General features: G+C 62.4%; 20 protein-coding genes. 11 read left to right on the top strand and 9 right to left on the bottom strand.

Going from position 1 to position 18,895, the window contains the following annotated elements:
- Window positions 1-105: 105 nt before the first annotated feature.
- Genes GV002_RS16820 through GV002_RS16800 form a run of 5 tightly spaced genes read right to left on the bottom strand, consistent with a single transcriptional unit; the run spans window position 106 to window position 3,134 of the window.
- Window positions 106-414, bottom strand: coding sequence for an STAS domain-containing protein (locus tag GV002_RS16820; protein WP_160019474.1), 309 nt, complete (start codon window positions 412-414; stop codon window positions 106-108).
- Entirely contained in the window at window positions 411-1,043 is a 633-nt protein-coding gene (locus GV002_RS16815) for an MlaC/ttg2D family ABC transporter substrate-binding protein (RefSeq protein WP_160019473.1), read from the bottom strand. Before GV002_RS16815 ends, GV002_RS16820 begins: the two co-directional genes overlap by 4 nt.
- A gap of 14 nt (window positions 1,044-1,057) precedes the next feature.
- The gene (gene mlaD, locus GV002_RS16810; RefSeq protein ID WP_017678927.1) at window positions 1,058-1,528 is read right to left on the bottom strand and encodes an outer membrane lipid asymmetry maintenance protein MlaD; all 471 of its coding nucleotides are present in this window, start codon (window positions 1,526-1,528) and stop codon (window positions 1,058-1,060) included.
- Window positions 1,528-2,325, bottom strand: coding sequence for a lipid asymmetry maintenance ABC transporter permease subunit MlaE (mlaE, locus tag GV002_RS16805; protein WP_160019472.1), 798 nt, complete (start codon window positions 2,323-2,325; stop codon window positions 1,528-1,530). Before mlaE ends, mlaD begins: the two co-directional genes overlap by 1 nt.
- On the bottom strand, window positions 2,325-3,134 hold the full coding sequence (locus GV002_RS16800; RefSeq protein ID WP_160019471.1) for an ABC transporter ATP-binding protein: 810 nt from the start codon (window positions 3,132-3,134) through the stop codon (window positions 2,325-2,327). Before GV002_RS16800 ends, mlaE begins: the two co-directional genes overlap by 1 nt.
- A 245-nt stretch (window positions 3,135-3,379) precedes the next feature.
- On the opposite strand from GV002_RS16800, the gene GV002_RS16795 reads away from it, so the two are divergent.
- From GV002_RS16795 to GV002_RS16750, 10 genes are all read left to right on the top strand, one after another.
- A complete protein-coding gene (locus GV002_RS16795) occupies window positions 3,380-4,354 on the top strand; it encodes a KpsF/GutQ family sugar-phosphate isomerase (RefSeq protein WP_160019470.1) in 975 nt (324 codons plus the stop codon).
- Window positions 4,354-4,875: a KdsC family phosphatase gene (locus GV002_RS16790; RefSeq protein ID WP_160019469.1), complete on the top strand. Its 522-nt coding sequence runs from the start codon at window positions 4,354-4,356 to the stop codon at window positions 4,873-4,875. The genes GV002_RS16795 and GV002_RS16790 overlap by 1 nt, the downstream gene beginning before the upstream one ends.
- An 8-nt stretch (window positions 4,876-4,883) precedes the next feature.
- Complete coding sequence (lptC, locus tag GV002_RS16785; RefSeq protein WP_160019468.1) at window positions 4,884-5,450, top strand: LPS export ABC transporter periplasmic protein LptC; 567 nt, start codon at window positions 4,884-4,886, stop codon at window positions 5,448-5,450.
- Window positions 5,437-5,976, top strand: coding sequence for a lipopolysaccharide transport periplasmic protein LptA (gene lptA, locus GV002_RS16780; protein WP_013714101.1), 540 nt, complete (start codon window positions 5,437-5,439; stop codon window positions 5,974-5,976). The genes lptC and lptA overlap by 14 nt, the downstream gene beginning before the upstream one ends.
- On the top strand, window positions 5,976-6,701 hold the full coding sequence (gene lptB, locus GV002_RS16775) for an LPS export ABC transporter ATP-binding protein (protein ID WP_003459236.1): 726 nt from the start codon (window positions 5,976-5,978) through the stop codon (window positions 6,699-6,701). The genes lptA and lptB overlap by 1 nt, the downstream gene beginning before the upstream one ends.
- Window positions 6,702-6,913: 212 nt before the next feature.
- Window positions 6,914-8,407 carry an RNA polymerase factor sigma-54 gene (locus GV002_RS16770; protein ID WP_160019467.1) on the top strand — a complete coding sequence of 498 codons (1,494 nt, stop codon included), beginning with the start codon at window positions 6,914-6,916 and terminating at the stop codon, window positions 8,405-8,407.
- Window positions 8,408-8,506: 99 nt separating this feature from the next.
- Window positions 8,507-8,815 (top strand): ribosome hibernation-promoting factor, HPF/YfiA family, encoded by a 309-nt coding sequence (hpf, locus tag GV002_RS16765; protein ID WP_003459233.1) that lies wholly within the window; start codon window positions 8,507-8,509, stop codon window positions 8,813-8,815.
- 12 nt (window positions 8,816-8,827) lie between these two features.
- Window positions 8,828-9,292, top strand: coding sequence for a PTS IIA-like nitrogen regulatory protein PtsN (gene ptsN / locus GV002_RS16760; protein ID WP_160019466.1), 465 nt, complete (start codon window positions 8,828-8,830; stop codon window positions 9,290-9,292).
- A 2-nt stretch (window positions 9,293-9,294) separates the two neighbouring features.
- Entirely contained in the window at window positions 9,295-10,152 is an 858-nt protein-coding gene (gene rapZ, locus GV002_RS16755) for an RNase adapter RapZ (protein WP_160019465.1), read from the top strand.
- A 14-nt stretch (window positions 10,153-10,166) separates the two neighbouring features.
- Window positions 10,167-10,439 (top strand): HPr family phosphocarrier protein, encoded by a 273-nt coding sequence (locus tag GV002_RS16750; protein WP_160019464.1) that lies wholly within the window; start codon window positions 10,167-10,169, stop codon window positions 10,437-10,439.
- Between the two features lie 56 nt (window positions 10,440-10,495).
- Here GV002_RS16750 and pmbA read toward each other — a convergent pair whose 3' ends face one another.
- On the bottom strand, window positions 10,496-11,842 hold the full coding sequence (pmbA, locus tag GV002_RS16745) for a metalloprotease PmbA (protein WP_160019463.1): 1,347 nt from the start codon (window positions 11,840-11,842) through the stop codon (window positions 10,496-10,498).
- Between the two features lie 128 nt (window positions 11,843-11,970).
- Between pmbA and yjgA the strand changes: the two genes are divergently transcribed.
- On the top strand, window positions 11,971-12,489 hold the full coding sequence (gene yjgA / locus GV002_RS16740; RefSeq protein ID WP_256667118.1) for a ribosome biogenesis factor YjgA: 519 nt from the start codon (window positions 11,971-11,973) through the stop codon (window positions 12,487-12,489).
- A 73-nt stretch (window positions 12,490-12,562) separates the two neighbouring features.
- On the opposite strand, the gene tldD is transcribed toward yjgA, so the two are convergent.
- From tldD to GV002_RS16725, 3 genes are all read right to left on the bottom strand, one after another.
- Window positions 12,563-14,005 (bottom strand): metalloprotease TldD, encoded by a 1,443-nt coding sequence (gene tldD, locus GV002_RS16735; protein WP_160019462.1) that lies wholly within the window; start codon window positions 14,003-14,005, stop codon window positions 12,563-12,565.
- A 2-nt stretch (window positions 14,006-14,007) separates the two neighbouring features.
- Entirely contained in the window at window positions 14,008-14,856 is an 849-nt protein-coding gene (locus GV002_RS16730) for a carbon-nitrogen hydrolase family protein (protein WP_160019461.1), read from the bottom strand.
- Between the two features lie 206 nt (window positions 14,857-15,062).
- On the bottom strand, window positions 15,063-18,884 hold the full coding sequence (locus GV002_RS16725) for a YhdP family protein (RefSeq protein WP_160019460.1): 3,822 nt from the start codon (window positions 18,882-18,884) through the stop codon (window positions 15,063-15,065).
- Window positions 18,885-18,895 lie beyond the last annotated feature (11 nt).

Raw genomic sequence — 18,895 nt, 5'->3', positions numbered from 1 at the left:
CTGACGCATTCGGGCACCTGAGCCCGCGGGTCGGCCATCATACAAAAAAGCCTCCCGCCTGCGAACCCCGCCAGCAACGGCGCTGACGGAACGACGGGAAGCGCTTCACGATTGCAGCGGCAGCAACTCCAGCAAGCCGCTGACCTTAGCGATCTCGCGCATGTCGTCGGGCAGCGCACTGATCGTCAGCTCACGCCCGGCCTTGCGTGCATCACGCATGAACGCCAGCAGCAGCGCCAGACCGACGCTGCTGGACTTTTCCACCATGCTGCAGTCGAGCGCCAGACGCGTGGCGCTGCTGGCGGCAATCAGCCGCGCGCCCTGCTCACGCAGCAGCGGTCCGGTGCTGTAATCGAGCACACCAGTAAGCTGCAATTGCCCAGCAGCGCGCTCGCCGATGCTCGCCTGACTCACGATTCGCCTCGAGCCTGACGCGCCCTGGCCACGGTCTCGGCCCAGGTATCGATGACCTTGTCGAGATCGTTACGGTTGTTCTGCATGGACTGGGCGAACTGATCGCGGAACAGTTTGCCGACGTTGATGCCGTTGATCACCACGTTACGCAACTTCCAGCCGCCGTCCATCGACACCATGGTGTAGGACAGCGGATAGACCACGCCCTTGCCATCGCGAATTTCCATGCCGACCGACGTGCGCTCGCCCTCGGCCCTGCCGCTGGCTGGCAGCACGCGAATATCCTGATTGTTGTACTCGAGCAGGGCATTGCCATAGAACTGCATCAGGCTGCGCTTGAAGTTCTCCTCAAAGCGTCTCATCTGCTCAGGCGAAGCCTGGCGCGAATAGCGCACGGTCATCACGCCACGGGCGATACCCTCGACATCCACCACCGGGCCGAGAATCTCGTTGAGCGAGTCGTAGAAGGCATTGGGATTGCTGCGGTACTGTTCCTTGTTGGCTTTCAGGTCTGCCAGCAGGGTTTCGGTGGTCTGCTGCACCACCTCATGGGCGCTTGGCGCAGCGATGGCCAGCAACGGCATGGTAGCCAGCAACGCCAGCAGGGAATTACGCATGGTCTTTAGCATGTCAGGAGCCCTCATCAATTGGCTTCATCTTTATTGACCGAATTGAGCAGGAATTTGCCAATCAGGTCCTCCAGCACGAGCGAGGACTGCGTGTCGTGGATGGTGCTGCCGTCCTTGAGCACCTCCTCGTCACCACCAACGCTGATGCCGATGTATTTCTCGCCGAGCAGCCCAGCGGTCAGGATCGACGCCGTGGAATCCTCAGGCAGGTTATTGACGCCGCCATCGAGTTCCAGGGTCACCCGGCCCATGTAACTGTCACGATCTAGATCGATGGCAGTGACCTTGCCGATGCTCACGCCAGCCATGGTGACCTTGGCGCGCACGGTCAGCCCGGCGATGTTGTCGAAGTAGGCGTAGACCTTGTAGGTATCGCCAGCGCTACCGACGCTCAGGCCGCTGACGCGCAGGGCCAGCAGCAGCAGCGCCAGCACACCGGCCATGAGGAACAGGCCGACACCAATCTCCAGCGTGCGGTTTTGCATCAGAAATCTCCAAACATCAAAGCGGTCAGAATGAAATCCAGGCCAAGTACGGCCAGCGAGGCATACACCACGGTGCGCGTAGTCGCGCGGCTGATGCCTTCGGAAGTGGGCTCGCAGTCGTAACCCTGGAACACGGCGATCCAGGTCACCACAAAGGCAAAGACGATGCTTTTGATCACGCCATTGAGCACGTCGTCATAAAAAGAAACACTGTTCTGCATGTTGGCCCAGAACGAGCCCTCGTAAACGCCCAGCCAATCAACGGCGACCATCGCCGCCCCCCAGATGCCGACCACGCAGAAGATCATCGCCAGCAGCGGCATGGAAATGAAACCGGCCCACAGCCGCGGCGCGACGATGTATTTGAGCGGGTCGACGCCAATCATCTCCAGACTGGAGAGCTGCTCGGTGGACTTCATGTTGCCGATTTCGGCGGTCAACGCGGAACCGGCGCGACCGGCGAACAGGAGCGCGGTGACCACCGGGCCCAATTCACGCAGCAGGGTCAGGGCGACCATCTGCCCCACGGCCTGCTCGGAGCCATAGCTGACCAGGATGTTGTAACCCTGCAGGGCCAGTACCATGCCGATGAAAATGCCGGAGACGACGATGATCGCCAGCGACATCACGCCAACTGCGAACAGCTGCTTGATCAACAGTTGCAACGGCTTGCCGGCACGGCTGCGGCCGCACAGCGCGCTGACCAGAAACAGCACCGAACGCCCCAGCGTCGCGACCACATCGATACCCGCACGACCGAACAGCCGCAGGCGTTCGAGCGGTGAAATTCTGCGCATCAACCTCTCCCCAACAGATCTTCGCGGTAGTCAGGCGCTGGAAAATGAAACGGCACCGGACCATCCGGAATGCCCTTCATGAACTGACGAATACGTGGATTATCCGACTCCATCAGCTCGGCTGGAGTGCCCTGCCCCAAGACCTGTGCATCACCGACGACATAGAGGTAGTCGGCGATACTGGCGGTTTCTGCAAGATCATGAGAGACCACCACACTGGTGATCCCCAACGCGTCGTTGAGCAGGCGAATCAGGCGCACCAGGACCCCCATGGCAATGGGGTCCTGACCGACGAACGGCTCGTCATACAGCAGAATCTGCGGATCGAGCGCAATGGCACGAGCCAGCGCGACACGGCGCTTCATGCCTCCAGACAACTCGTCCGGCATCAGCTCCAGCGCTCCGCGCAGGCCAACGGCCTGCAACTTCATCAGGACGATGTCGCGGATCATTTCTTCCGGCAACTGGGTATGCACGCGCAATGGAAAGGCCACGTTCTCGAACACATCGAGGTCGGTGAATAGCGCACCGCTCTGAAACAGCACGCCCATCTGCTTGCGCATGTCGAACAACTCGTCGCGCGACAGCTTCGGCAGGCTGACGCCTGCTACACGAACATCACCGGCCGAAGGACGCAGCTCAGCGGCGATCAGGCGCAGCAGCGTGGTCTTGCCGCAGCCGGATGGCCCCATGATGCCGGTCACCTTGCCACGCGGTATGCGAATATCGACCTTGTCGAAAATCGACCGCGCGCCACGCTGAAAACTGACGCCCTGCAACTCGATCGCGTACTCGTGCTCGGCGCTCATCTGAACTCCTTGAAAATCAGGCCTTCCTGGCAGACGCCACCTCCAGAAGCAAGGACACGCGCCAGCCAGAGGGGGCCAAAATGGCCGCGAACTATAGCATTTGCCGAACAGGCCGCCCAATAGCCCCCCAAAGCAGCGTTCAGACTTGCGACAGCTTCGACACTGCCTCATTGCAGCAAGGGTGAGCGCGGAAAGCTTTTCCCGCTATAATCCTCGTCTTTTTTCGCCCGACAGCCTTGCCCAGCATGAACCAGACCCGCGACCTGATTGACTCCGCGCAGCGCACCATCCGCCTCGAGCTTGAAGCGGTGCAGGAGCTATTGCCCCGCATCGATGCCGATTTCATCAAGGCCTGCGAGCTGATTCTCAGCTGCAAGGGCCGCGTGGTAGTGGTTGGCATGGGCAAATCCGGGCATATCGGCAACAAGATCGCTGCAACCCTGGCCAGCACCGGCACCACGTCTTTCTTCGTTCACCCGGCAGAAGCCAGCCATGGCGACATGGGCATGATCACCAGGGACGACATCGTCCTGGCGCTCTCCAACTCGGGCTCGACCGCCGAGATCGTCACCCTGCTGCCGCTGATCAAACGTCTCGGTATCCGCCTGATCAGCATGACCGGCAACCCGGACTCTCCATTGGCCAAGGCCGCCGAAGTCAACCTGGATGCCCGCGTCTCGCAGGAAGCCTGCCCGCTGAACCTGGCGCCGACCTCCTCGACCACCGCCAGCCTGGTACTGGGTGACGCACTGGCTATCGCCCTGCTCGAAGCGCGCGGCTTCACCGCCGAAGACTTCGCCTTCTCCCATCCGGGTGGCGCCCTTGGCCGGCGCCTGCTGCTCAAGGTAGAGAACGTCATGCACGCAGGCGATGCCCTGCCACGCGTACGCCGCGGTACCAGCCTGCGCGATGCCCTGCTGGAAATGACCCAGAAAGGCCTGGGCATGACCGTGGTTCTGGAGGAAGACGGCCGCCTCGCCGGCATCTTCACCGACGGCGATCTGCGCCGCGCCCTGGACAAGGGCATCGACGTGCGCCAGGCATTGATCGACGAGGTCATGACGCCGCACGGCAAGACCGCTCGCGCCGAGATGCTCGCGGCCGAAGCCCTGAAGATCATGGAAGATCACAAGATCAACGCACTGGTAGTGGTCGACGACCTGGACAACCCGGTCGGCGCCCTCAACATGCATGACCTGCTGCGCGCGGGAGTAATGTGATGAACGACCTGCAGGAACGCGCCCGCGCCATCAAACTGGCGATCTTCGACGTCGACGGCGTGCTTACCGACGGCCGCCTGTACTTCCTCGAAGACGGCAGCGAGTTCAAGACCTTCAACACACTCGACGGCCACGGCATCAAGATGCTGATCAACTCGGGCGTGCGCACCGCCATCATCAGCGGGCGCAAGACCCCGGTGGTCGAGCGCCGCGCCAACAACCTGGGCATCCAGCACCTGTTCCAGGGGCGCGAGGACAAACTCGTGGTACTCGACGGCCTGCTCGCCGAACTCGGCCTAAGCTATGAACAGGTCGCTTATCTTGGCGACGACCTGCCGGACCTTCCAGTCATTCGCCGTGTCGGATTGGGCATGGCCGTGGCCAGCGCCGACAGCTTCGTCCGCCAGCACGCCCATGGCGTAACCCAGGCACGCGGCGGCGACGGTGCGGCACGGGAATTCTGCGAACTGATCATGCGTGCCCAGGGCACACTGGATGCGGCCCAGGCCGCTTACCTGTAGAGAACAGCATGCCACGTAAAATCCTCAACACCCTGATCTTTGCTCTGATTGCAGTCGTCGTGGCCGCACTTGGTTACTGGAACCTTGCCCCGGACAGCGCACGCCAAGCCGAGCGGGCCAGCGACGACAACGTCGTTGACTTCTATGCAATGGGCGCGCGCACCGTGCAGTTCCAGGATGACGGCAAACTGCACTACCGCATGACTGCGGACAAACTCGAGCACATCAAAAGCACTGACATCACCCTGATCGACACCCCCAAGCTGAAGCTCTATCGCGGTACCGAGCTCCCCTGGGAAGTCACCAGTCAGCGTGCCGAAGTCTCGCCTGGCGGCGTCGAGGTAGAACTGATCGACGACGTGCGCATCGCTCGCACCGACGCCAAGAACCGCCCCACCGTGATCACCAGCAGCCGCATGACCGTTATTCCTGACAAGGAATATGCGCAGACCGAGCAAGCCGTTAGAATCGTTGCGGCCAACGGGGTGACCACGGCACAAGGAATGAAAGCGTACTTGAATGACGGCAGGATGATCCTGCAGTCCAACGTAAGAGGCCAGCATGAGGTTCGTTAACACCCTCCCCCTGATTCTCAGCCTCGGCGCCGCATTGGGAAGCGCGGCTGCCTGGGCACTGCCATCGGATCGCGATCAACCGATCCGCATCCAGGCCGACAGCGCCGAACTGGATGACAAGCAAGGTGTAGCCGTTTATCGCGGCGACGTGATCATCACTCAGGGCACCCTGAAGATCACGGGTGACACCGTAACCATCACCCAAACCGCCAGTGGCGATATCGATGTATTCACCTCGGTCGGCAACCTGGCCTACTACGAGCAGAAGCCGGCCGTGGACAAGGATATCGTCAAGGCCTACGGCAAGACCATCCAGTACTTTGCCAGCAATGAGCGCATCGTACTGATCGACCAGGCCAAGGTGATTCAGGAAGGCAATACCTTCGAAGGCGAGAAAATCGTCTACGATACCCGCCGCCAGATCGTCAACGCCGGCCGCGCCACAGGCGGCAACGTCAGCACGCCGCGCCCGCGTATCGATATGGTCATCCAACCGAAGAACAAACCCGCGGATCAGCAGCAGTAATGGCCATTCTCAAAGCCCAACACCTGGCGAAAAGCTACAAGAGCCGCCAGGTCGTGCGTGACGTCAGCCTGAGCATCGAAAGCGGTCAGATCGTTGGCCTGCTGGGCCCCAACGGCGCAGGCAAGACCACCTGTTTCTACATGATCGTCGGCCTGGTACGCGCCGACCAGGGCCGCGTGCTGATCGATGACCTCGACGTCAGTCATCAGCCCATGCACGGCCGCGCGCGCGCTGGCATCGGCTACCTGCCGCAGGAAGCCTCGATCTTCCGCAAACTGTCGGTAACCGACAACATCATGGCCATTCTCGAAACGCGAAAGGACCTGGACCGCGCCGGACGTCAGGCGGAATTGGAAAGCCTGCTGCAGGAATTCCATATCCACCATATCGCCGACAGCCTCGGCATGAGCCTGTCCGGCGGTGAACGACGCCGCGTGGAGATTGCCCGGGCCCTGGCGACCAACCCCAAGTTCATCCTGCTCGACGAACCCTTTGCCGGGGTAGATCCGATCTCGGTGGGCGACATCAAACAGATCATCCATCACCTCAAGACCAAGGGCATCGGCATCCTGATCACCGATCACAATGTGCGTGAAACCCTGGACATCTGCGAGACCGCCTACATCGTCAATGATGGACAACTGATCGCCGAGGGCGACGCCGAGACCATCCTCGCCAACCAGACGGTGAAAGAGGTATATCTGGGCCACGAATTCCGCCTGTAACAGGCTGTGTTAAAGCTACTGCGCTCGGTGCTGCTGCGTTAAAAACAACCTCGATACGCTTTCACACAGCCTGTAGGTTGCCCACTATTTCGCTACATAAATATTGCAACCCCTAGGCAAAAACGAGAAATTCAGGCATATAATTTGCTTCCTGGCGGCGCTTCGGCGCCCTGATGTGGAAGGCGTAACTCGCCAGTAAATTAAGGTCTGCAATGAAACCATCGCTAGTCCTCAAGATGGGCCAGCAGCTGACGATGACCCCGCAGCTGCAACAGGCTATCCGCCTCCTCCAACTGTCTACCCTGGACCTGCAACAGGAAATCCAGGAGGCGCTGGAATCCAATCCCATGCTCGAGCGCCAGGAAGACGGCGACGACTTCGACAACAGCGATCCAATGGCTGATGGCGCCGAAAGCGCCACCCCGACCCCGAGCAAGGAAGAGAGCTATCAGGAAACCACCCCCACGGTGGATAACCTGGAAGAAGGCGAATGGGGCGAGCGCATTCCCAACGAGTTGCCAGTCGACACGGCCTGGGAAGACATCTACCAGACCAGCGCCAGCAGTCTGCCCAGCAACGATGATGACGAGTGGGACTTCACCACCCGCACTTCCAGCGGCGAGAGCCTGCACAGCCACCTGCTCTGGCAACTGAACCTGGCGCCCATGTCGGACAAGGATCGCCTGATTGCGGCCACCCTGATCGACTGCATCAACAACGACGGTTACCTCGAAGAAACGCTCGAGGAAGTCACCGAATCCTTCGACCCCGAGCTGGATGTCGAACTGGACGAAGTGGAAGTGGTGCTGCACCGCATCCAGCAGTTCGAACCGGCAGGTATCGGCGCCCGCGACCTGCGCGAATGCCTGCTGCTGCAACTACGCCAGCTGCCTGCCGGCACGCCTTGGCTGAGCGAGACCCAACGCGTGGTCGGCGACTACCTGGAACTGCTCGGCAGCCGCGATTACGCCCAACTGATGCGCCGCACCAAGCTCAAGGAAGACGAACTGCGCCAGGTCATCGACCTGATCCAGCGCCTGAATCCGCGTCCGGGTTCGCAAATCGAATCCAGCGAACCGGAATACGTCGTGCCCGACGTCATCGTGCGCAAGCACAACGAACGCTGGCTGGTGGAGCTGAACCAGGAGGCCATGCCGCGCCTGCGGGTCAACCCGCAGTATGCCGGCTTCGTCAAACGCGCCGACTCCAGTGCCGACAACACCTTCATGCGCAACCAGCTGCAGGAAGCACGCTGGTTCATCAAGAGCCTACAGAGCCGTAACGAGACGCTGATGAAGGTGGCCACGCAGATCGTCGAGCACCAGCGCGGTTTCCTCGACTACGGCGACGAGGCGATGAAACCCTTAGTGCTGCACGACATCGCCGAAGCGGTGGGCATGCATGAGTCGACGATTTCACGCGTCACCACGCAGAAATTCATGCACACACCGCGCGGTATTTACGAGCTGAAATATTTCTTCTCCAGCCACGTCAGCACCTCTGAAGGCGGCGAATGCTCGTCCACCGCGATCCGCGCGATCATCAAAAAACTGGTTGCAGCAGAAAACGCGAAAAAGCCGTTGAGCGACAGCAAGATCGCTGGTTTACTGGAGGCACAAGGCATCCAAGTCGCCCGTCGGACGGTCGCCAAGTATCGCGAGTCCCTCGGTATAGCGCCCTCCAGTGAGCGCAAGCGACTGATGTAGGCCAGATCGACTGAAGGCCTCAGGCCTTCAGGCCAAAGTGTTCCGGCGGCGGGTCGAACCAGACCCGTCTCTTACACAAGGCAACAAGGAGAAAGCGGTATGCAAGTCAACATCAGTGGACATCAGCTGGATGTGACCGACGCCCTGCGTGACTATATCGGCGAGAAACTGGGCCGACTGGAACGCCACTTCGACAAGATCACCAACGTACAGGTGACCATGGAGGTCGAAAAACTCAAGCAGAAGATCGAAGCCACCCTGCACATCGCTGGCGGCGAAGTCGTCGCCAACGCCGAGCACCAGGACATGTACGCTGCCATCGACCTGTTGGCCGATAAACTCGACCGTCAACTCATCAAGCACAAGGAAAAGCAGCTAGAACGCCTGCAAGGCGCCACGGCCCGCTGACATTCCCTATCCATGATCCGACTTGAAAATATCCTGACCCCCGGCCGTTCCCTAGTGAACGTGCCGGGCGGCAGCAAGAAACGCGTGCTCGAACAGATCGCCAATGTGGTTGCACGCGATCTGCCCGACCTGGATGCCCAGGACATCTTCGAAAGCCTCATCGCCCGCGAGAAGCTCGGCTCTACCGGCTTCGGCAACGGCATTGCCATTCCCCACTGCCGCCTGGCCGGCTGCAGTGCCCCGATCAGTGCTGTCCTGCACCTGGAGACGGCAGTCGACTTCGACGCCATCGACGGCGTGCCAGTCGATCTGCTGTTCGTGCTTCTGGTGCCGGAGGCGGCAACCGATGCGCATCTCGAACTGCTGCGCCAGATAGCCAGCATGCTCGATCGCCAGGATGTACGTGAACGTCTGCGCCAGGCCAACAGCGGCGAAGATCTCTACCAGGTCGTCGTGGACATTCAGAACGGTCAATAAACATGCGCCTGATCATCGTCAGCGGTCGCTCGGGCTCGGGCAAGAGCACCGCCCTCGATGTACTTGAGGACAACGGTTTCTACTGCATCGACAACCTGCCGGCCGGCCTTCTGCCGGATCTTGCCGAGCGCTTCCTGCCGCATAGCGACATGCTGCTGCCGCAGGTGGCCGTATCCATCGATGCGCGCAACCTGCTGAGCCAGCTCAAGCGCTTCCCGGAACTGCTCGATGAAGTGCGCAAGCGCAGTATCCATTGCGACGTGCTGTATCTCGATGCCGAAGACGAAACGCTGCTCAAGCGTTTTTCCGAAACGCGCAGACGACACCCGCTGACCAACGACAATCGTTCGCTGGCCGAGGCCATTGCCTACGAAAGCCAGCTGCTGGCACCGATCACCGATCGTGCCGATCTGAAGATCGATACCACCCGACTGAATCTCTACCAGCTGCGCGATACGCTCAAGCTACGTCTGCTGGGCCAGACGCAGACTGGCACCGCCTTTCTGGTCGAGTCCTTCGGTTTCAAACGTGGCATGCCAGTGGATGCTGACCTGGTGTTCGATGCGCGCTGCTTGCCCAATCCGTACTGGAAACCGGAACTGCGCGATCATTCCGGGCTGGATCAACCGGTGATCGACTATCTGGCCGCGCAACCGGAGGTCGAAGAGATGTATCAGGACATCCTCGTCTACCTGGAAAAATGGCTGCCACGCTTCGCCGCCAGCAACCGCGCCTATGTCACCATCGCCATTGGCTGCACGGGTGGCCACCACCGCTCGGTGTACCTGGCCAACCGCCTGAGCCAGGCACTCAAAGACTCGCTGAAGAACGTCCAGGTGCGTCACCGCGACCTCAGCTAAGGAATCCTGCCGCGATGCCAGCACGTGAAATCACCATCATCAACAAACTTGGCCTGCATGCCCGTGCTGCAGCGAAGTTCGTCGGCGTAGCGAGCACCTACCCCTGCCTGGTGCGCATCGGCCGCAGCGCCGAAAGCCTGGTAGACGGCAAGAGCATCATGGCGGTGATGATGCTGGCCGCCGGCAAGGGCACCAACGTGCACCTGCTTACCGAAGGCGAACAGGATCACGAAGCTCTCGATGCACTGGTTGCGTTGATCGAGAACTACTTTGACGAAGGCGAGTAGCATCACCCCACGAACGAAAAGGCCACCCGCGGGTGGCCTTTTCGTTTCTAGCAGCCTCAGCTACCAGCGACCGTCATCTTCTCGATCAGCACCGAGCCGGTGCAGATATTGCCGCGCCGTTCCAGATCACGCCCGACCGCGACGATCTGGCGGAACATGTCGCGCAGGTTGCCGGCAATGGTCACCTCCTGCACAGAGAACTGGATTTCACCGTTCTCCACCCAGAAGCCCGCCGCGCCACGGGAATAGTCGCCGGTAACCAGGTTCAAGCCCTGCCCCATCAATTCGGTGACCAGCAGGCCACGGCCCATGCGGCGAATCAGCGCCTGCTGATCCTCATCGCCATGGGTGACGAACAGGTTGTGCACACCACCGGAGTTGGCGGTGCTCGGCAAACCCAGCTTGCGCCCGGAATAGGTGCCGAGCACATAGGACACCAGTTCGCCCTTCTCCACGAACGGCTTGGCGTAGGTGGCCAGGCCATCACCGTCGAAGGTGGCACTGCCGAGTGCGCGCGGCAGGTGCGGACGCTCGTCGAGGCTCAGCCATTCGGGGAACAGCCGCTGACCAAGGGCGCCTTCGAGAAAGGAGGACTGGCGATACAGGTTGCCACCCGAAATCGCCGCCAGCAAATGGCTGAACAACCCACCGGCCAGCTCGGCGGCGAACAGCACCGGCACTTCGCAGGTCGGCACCGGGCGCGCACCAAGACGGCTGACCGCACGCTCGGCGGCGCGCTGGCCGATACCCTTGGCATCGGCCAGCAGTTCACCCTGGCGATTGACGTCGTACCAGTAGTCGCGCTGCATCTGCCCTTCACCCTCGGCGATCATCACGCAGCTCAGGCTGTGGCGGGTGCTGGCGTAACCGCCGACGAACCCGTGACTGTTGCCATACACACGGCAACCCTGATGGGTATTGAGGCTGGTGCCATCGGCGTTCTTGATCCGCGCGTCAGCCGCGAAAGCCGCAGCCTCACAGAGCAGCGCCTGCTCCACCGCCTGCTCCGGGGTGATCGACCAGGGGTGGTAGAGATCCAGCTCAGGCAGCTCACGGGCCATCAGCGCAGCATCGGCCAGGCCGGCGCATTCGTCCTCGCTGGTATGTTTGGCAATCGCCAGGGCTGCCGCCACGGTCTCGCGAATGGCCTCGCTACCGGTGGCCGAGGTGCTGGCCGAGCCCTTGCGTTGGCCAACGTACAGGGTGATACCGAAACCCTGGTCGCGATTGAATTCGACGGTCTCCACTTCGCCCTGGCGCACCGTGGTGGAGAGCCCCTGACCAGCCGAGACCGCGACCTCGCAGGCACTGGCGCCCTGGCGCCTGGCCTCGGCGAGAATTGCCTCCACCTGCTCTTGCAGTGCTGGCAAGGCCTGCGGCCCGATGCGTTCTACTTCACTCATAACCACTCCCGATTCTCTTGGCGCAGGCACTTTCTGTACGAAATCCAAGGCCTGCTCTCGACTGCCCGCTGCGGGCCGGCAGTCACGGTTACTGCTATCATGGCGGCGTTTCCCTCTGGACCCACCCCATGTCTGATTCCTACGACGACTTCTCCCTGGAGAAGAGTAAATCCCAGGTCAAACGCGAACTACATGCTCTGCAGGAGCTTGGCGAGCGACTGACCACGCTCAAGGCGGATCTGCTGGCCAAGATGCCGCTGACCGATGCCTTACGCCGCGCGCTCGCCGAAGCGCCGAAACATACCGCCAATGCCGCGCGTAAACGCCACATCCAGTTCATCGGCAAGCTGATGCGCGAACAGGATGTCGATGCGATCGTCGCCATGCTCGACCAGGTGGACAGCTCTACCCGCGAGTACAACGAACGCTTCCACGCTCTCGAACGCTGGCGCGACCGTCTGGTCGCCGAAGGCGACAGTGCGCTGGAGAGCTTCGTCGAGCTCTACCCCGACGCTGACGTCCAGCACCTGCGCGGCCTGGTTCGTCATGCTCAGCACGAAGCCGCGCGCAACAAGCCGCCGGCTGCGGCGCGCAAGGTGTTCAAGTACATCCGCGAGCTCGACGAAATCCACCGCGGATTGCGCTGACCGTAGGGTGCGCCATGCGCACCGACTCTTCGCCAGCCGCTGGTGAGCACGGCGCACCCTACTACTGTCGGCTCTACGCACCAGTGCCGCCGACGGTGATCGCGTCGATCTTCAGCGTCGGCTGACCGACACCGACCGGCACCGACTGACCATCCTTGCCGCACGTACCGACGCCACTGTCCAGCGCCAGATCATTGCCGACCATGGACACGCGACTCATGGCCTCCGGGCCATTGCCAATCAAGGTGGCGCCTTTGACCGGCGCCGTGATCTTGCCGTCCTCGATCAGGTAGGCCTCACTGGTGGAGAACACGAACTTGCCACTGGTGATGTCCACCTGGCCGCCGCCAAGGTTGGCGCAGTAGATGCCCTTCTTTACCGAACGGATGATTTCCTCAGGATCACTCTCGCCAGCCAGCATGTAGGTGTTGGTCATGCGCGGCATCGGCAGGTGCGCGTAGGACTCGCGACGCCCGTTGCCGGTGGCGGCCACGCCCATCAGGCGGGCATTGAGTTTGTCCTGCATGTAACCCTTGAGCACGCCGTTCTCGATCAACGTGGTGCACTGGGTCGGCGTGCCTTCGTCGTCGACACTCAGCGAACCGCGTCGTCCGGCCAGGGTGCCGTCGTCGACGATGGTGCAGAGGCTGGAAGCGACCTTCTGGCCGACCTGGCCGCTGTAGGCCGAACTGCCCTTGCGGTTGAAGTCACCCTCCAGGCCGTGGCCGACCGCTTCGTGCAGCAGCACGCCAGACCAGCCGGCGCCCATCACCACCGGCATGCTGCCAGCGGGGGCAGCGATGGCCTCCAGATTGACCAGCGCCTGGCGCAGTGCCTCACGGGCGTAGCCCATGGCGCGGTCTTCATCGAGAAAGTAGCGGTAATCGGTACGCCCGCCGCCGCCATGGCCACCGCGCTCGCGGCGGCCGTTCTGCTCGACGATGACGCTGACGTTGAAGCGCACCAGCGGGCGGATATCGGCGCTGAGGCTGCCGTCATGGGCGGCGACCAGGATACGATCCCAGACGCCGGCCAGGCTCACGGTGACCTGTTTGATACGTGGATCGAGCGCGCGCGTGGCGCGGTCGATGCGCTGCAGTAGCTCGACCTTCTCCGCACGGCTCATGACATCCAGCGGGTTGCCCTCGGCATACAGCTGGGTCACCTGCGGGCTGACGAAAGCCTGCACACGGCCCTGCTGGCCAGCACGCGAGATCGAACGCGCGGCCTGTGCGGCCTGCGTAAGCGCATCGAGGCTGATCGCGTTGCTGTAGGCAAAACCGGTCTTCTCGCCCGACTGGGCGCGCACACCAACGCCCTGATCGAGATTGAAGCTGCCCTCCTTGACGATGCCGTCCTCCAGTACCCAGGTTTCCGAAACCTGGCTTTGAAAGTACAGATCGGCGGCATCGATTCCCGGCCCAGCGACTTCGCCCAGCACGCTGCCGAGGCTATCGAGCGTCAGGTTACCGGGGGCAAGCAGATGCTCGCTGACGGATTGCAACATCGTGTTCATGGTCACTCCACAACGATCGGACGGGGTACGTCCGATGAAAAGATTCGGCGGTGCTGCTGCACCGGCATGCGTTGGCGAATGTTCGCCTGCTCGGCGGCATCGCGGGGAGCCAGCAAGGCCCCTTCACCCTGATCCTGCTCGACCAGCACCTGACCCCATGGGTCGATGATCGCCGAGTGGCCGAACGTCAGACGCTGACCGGGGTGCTCACCGCCCTGCCCGGCCGCCAGTACATAGCATTGGGTTTCGATGGCGCGGGCGCGGGTCAAGACCTGCCAATGCGCGGCACCGGTCACCGCAGTGAACGCTGCAGGCACGCTGATCAGCTCGGCGCCAGCTTCGCGCAGCGCACCGAACAGCTCAGGGAAGCGCAGGTCGTAACACACCGTCAGCCCCAGGCGCCCCACGGGTGTATCGGCCACCACGACGCGCTGGCCATGGGCGAAATCGTCGGACTCGCGATAACGGCCACGGTTGTCGGCCACGTCGACATCGAACAGATGCAGCTTGTCATAACGGGCCACACGCTCACCCTGATCATCGATCAGAAGTGAGCAGGCGTGCGGTTTGCCGTCGGCATCATCGTCCGGAGGCAGCGGCAAAGTGCCGGCCACTATCCATAAACTGAGGTCACGAGCAGCGCGTTTCAACCAGGGCAGGATCGGCCCCTCGCCCAATGCTTCGGCGCGACCGATGGCAGCCAGGTCGCGACGGCCCATGGCAGCGAAGTTCTCGGGCAGCACGGCGAGGCGCGCACCGCCCTGCGCGGCACGTTCCAGCATACGGCGAGCCAGACGCAGGTTGGTTTGCACGTCGTCCTGGCTAACCATCTGGATTACAGCGAAATTCATAGTGGCACTCATCGGTTCTCGGTCTTAGAGCCTGTTCAAAGTCTGCTGCGCGTCGGCCCTGCTACGTTAACAACAGGCTCGGACTGCTCATTTACAACTCGTAAAGTCGGACGCGACTCCGACCGGCCCTCGCCTGTCTTTGCCTTGCATGGCTCTAGCTCGCGAAACTTTGAAGAGGCTCTAACAGCGTACGCCAAGAGACTAGGTCATTGCGGTTTTTCGAAGGGCTTGTCGAAGCTGATCTGCGGGTCCTGCATCGGGCCCTTGACGTCGTACTGCACACTGGCGAAGCGGGCGACCTTGTCGCCAAGCAATTTGTCCACGACAAACAGCGCCCCGCCAATCGCCGGGGCGCCGACGATCAGCGCCGCCAGCGGCAGGTTGTTGGTCACCGGCAGGGTCACCAACAACTTGGCGTCGATGCGCTCGTTGTTCATGTCGAGATTGCCATTGAGTTCCAGATTGCTCGACGGTCCGCTCAGGGTGATCGGTTCATGCGTCACGAACAGGCCATTGGTCGCCTGCAGGTTGCCCTTGACCCGGTCGTAACTCAGCCCCTTGCCCAGCAGGTCGGAGAAGTCCAGACGTAGGCGGCGACCAATGGAGTTGAAGTTGAGCAGGCCGAACACGCGCAGCGCCTGGGCCGAGCCCTGCACTTCGACGAACTGACCTTTACGCAGCGAGGCGTCGAGATTGCCGGAGAAGCGCTTGAGCGAGAACCAGGCCGGCGAACCGGGCCAGCTGCCGTCGGCGTCCACACGGAAACTCTCACTGGTGACGCTCGGGGCGAAGTTCCAGGCCAGCAACACCTTGCTCAGCTCTTCGCCCTGCAGGCGCCCCTTGTACCAACTGCTGGTGTTGCCCGGCGTACCACGCCAACCGGCGCTGCCCCCAATCTTCAGCCCCTGCAGGTCGAGGTCGAGCTCCTCGAAGCGAACACCCTGTGCTTCGGGCCTGACCTTGAGCGACCAGGCGCCCAGCACCTTGTCACCGCGCTGCACGCGCTCAATGGCGATATCCAGCGCCGGAATCTGCCGAGGGTCGATATCGGCCAGAGGATCGGGCGCATCGCTGACTTTCGTCGCCTCAGGATCTGGCGCCGGCAACCGCACGTGCTGCAGATCGATACGAATAGGCACACCCTCGGCATCGGCCAGCAGCACACGCCCGGCTGCCAACTCGCTGTCGAGTTGCAAGGCCCAGTACCGCCCCTCTCGTGCCAGACCAAGCGTCAGCTGCTCGATCTCTTGACCAAAACCACGGAACCGCCCGATATCCAGCCGCGCGCTGCGAAACAGGCGCTGGCTGTCAGCATCCACCTTCACCGGATGTTGGGTGCCGAGCTGCTTCCAGGCATCCAGGTCCAGCTCATCCAGATGCCCACGCACACGTAAACCCTGACCGGGAGGCAGGCCGGCCGCACCGCCACCGAGCACCACCTCACCGCGTCCGTCAGCCAGCGCCCCCGGGGGCGCGGCCAGACTCAGGCTGGCCAGCTCGCCATAGTTCGCCCAGTAACGACGCTCGCGCCCGGAAAGGGTCATGCGCCAGTCGGCATCACGCTCCTGCTGCGCCGTCTTGCCGAAGGGCGCAGGCAGATTGATCGCCACACCGCGCAGATTGGAATCAACGCGCAGCTTGCTGTCATCGCCATCCAGGGTCAGGCGCAGTCGATAAGGCAGCAGTCCGCTGGCCGGCAACTTCTGCGGCCCGCCCAGCCACTGGCTGAGGGTATCGACCTGGACCTGTCCACGCAGATCGAACAACGTACGCGCCTGCCCACGCGCGCCCTCGGCGCGGATAGTGCCGCGCACCTGACGCCCGAGGACCTCGGCGCGAACGTCCGGCGCGCTCAACCCGGCTGCGCTATCGAAGCGAAACGCACCCTGCACCTTGCTCAGTTGCAAGGCGGGATTGGCCAGCTTGAGGCTCGCGCCCTCGGTGGCGAAGTCCACCACCACACCGGGCGGCTGCCCCTTCTGCAACGGAATATCCAGCTTCAGACGCCCGGCCAGAGGCCCTTCACCTTGCCAACCGGCAAAGATCCCCGCTGTGCCCAGAGGCGCTTCCTGCAGCAGCTTGATGGCGTCACTCAGGCTGCTCTGCACCTCGCCATCGAGCTCCAGGCGCGGTGGCTTGCCGTCATGCCGCAAGGGGATATTGGCTGTGACGTCATTGACCTGACTCTCCAGCAAACGCCCGCTCTGCAGGCGCACGCGCACTGCATCATCCTCGATCAGCACCTCGCCCACACCCTCACGCAGCGACGGCCAGCCGGGCTGGAACGCCAGCTCGGCATCCTTGACCTTGAAGAACAGGCTGAGGCTGCGCGCGCCCAATGGTGCGCCCTTGTTCAGCGAACCCTGATACTGGAAGTAACCCTCTTCGACGTGCCCCGCGCGGATCGCCGTCTTCAACCAATGATCGAGCTCAGCGCTCATGCCCGGCGCGCGGCTCGGCAGGTACTTCTCGGTGTAGGCCGCATCGCCGTCGCGCATGCCGACACGCAGGTCCATGTAGTCTTCAGCCTCGGGATCGCGCAACAGGCGGATGAGCATGTCACCGGCGACCTGCCCTTCCTCGCCATCCACGCGCATATAGGGGCTATACAGAGTCAGGCCGGTTTCACTCCAGTCCCAGCTCAACCGCGCCTGGGCATGGCGATATCGCCAGGGTTCGGGGAACAGTTGATCCAGATGCAGGGCGAAATTCTCGCTGTTCAGGCGCAGTTCGCCCCGGAACATATTGCCCGAGGCACTGCCACTGACGTTCTCGGCCGCCGGCGCACCGTGATAGGCCTGAATGCCCACCTTGTCCAGGTTCGCGGCGAACTGCAGGCGCTCGGCGCCTTCACGCTGCGGGTAGTAGTCGAGCAACAGGTTGTTGACAGCACCCACCGGAGCCAGCGCTACCAGCACATCGCGCGCTGCATCGGGCATCGGCACCAGCGCGTGAACCAACGGAAACCAGGCAGCGAGATCAAGCCGATCAGCCGTCAGCGCCCAGCGCTCGTCGGCTTCGCCCGTATCCTGCTGTTTCAGGTTCAGGTGCAGCTCGCCGATGCGCTGCTCACCATGGGTCAAGGCCAGGGAGTCGATCTGCGCCCGCACGCCCTGCTTGTCTTGCGTGAAGAAGGCGTTGAAGGCCAGGTCCTTGAGCGTCACCGCCTCATGCTTGGCCTGGCCGCCGGCCAGCTCGGGGGCATGCAGACGCAAGGCGCCTTTGTCCAAGGCCAGGCCACGGCCCTCCAGCCACAGCTCACCGCCGGCCTGCAAGCGCTGCACCTGCCAGTCGCCAAGCAGCGATTTGGGCAACCAGGTGGCCCAGTCGCTCTGCGGCAGGCTCAGATAGAGCTCGGACTGTGCCTCGCGCCAGGTCTTGGGCTGCATGCGCGTGCGCAGCCGCAGCGCCACAGGCTGACCATCAGGCAGCAGCAGGCGGCCGTCGAGGCGCTGACTGTTGCTGCCGTAACGCAGGCTCAGGTTGACGTAGCTGAGCAGCAGCGGCTCCTGATCGAGCGGCTGCAGCACCACACGACTGTCGAGCAGACTGATGCGGTGCACGATCTGCAACTGCTCCAGTAACTGCTCGACATTCAGCTCGGGGCCGCTGCGCTGTGGCAATCCTTGCAACTGCCAGCCACCTTCAGCGTTCTGCTGCACGTTCAATTGCAGGCCGTCGAATTGCAGGTGGGCGATGCGCGGCTGGCGTGCCAGCAGGCTAGCGCCCACATCCGGCACCAGTTGCACACGCTCCAGGCTCAGGCCTTGCTCTTCGTCACCCAGGTGCACGTCATGCGCCACCAGCACCGGGGCAAAACCCTGCCAATGACCTTCGAGGCGACCGATTCGTACCGGTACTCCCAGCTGCGCCGTGGCGCGATCTTCCAGTTCGAGCCGGTATTCGGCCACCAGCGGCACCAGCTCACGGCCCAGGCTGACGTAAAGCGCAGCCAGCACCAGCAAGGCGGCGCAAAGACCCAGGCCCCAGCGCAGCAACGCCGAAAACAGGCGCGCCAGGGCGTTCACCTCGACAGCTG

The sequence above is a fragment of the Pseudomonas sp. 8O genome (assembly GCF_902506495.1).
In the GTDB taxonomy this organism is placed as follows: domain Bacteria; phylum Pseudomonadota; class Gammaproteobacteria; order Pseudomonadales; family Pseudomonadaceae; genus Aquipseudomonas; species Aquipseudomonas chaetocerotis.
The sequence above is the reverse complement of the archived record's forward strand: the minus strand, read 5'-3'. Positions and strand labels throughout refer to the sequence as shown.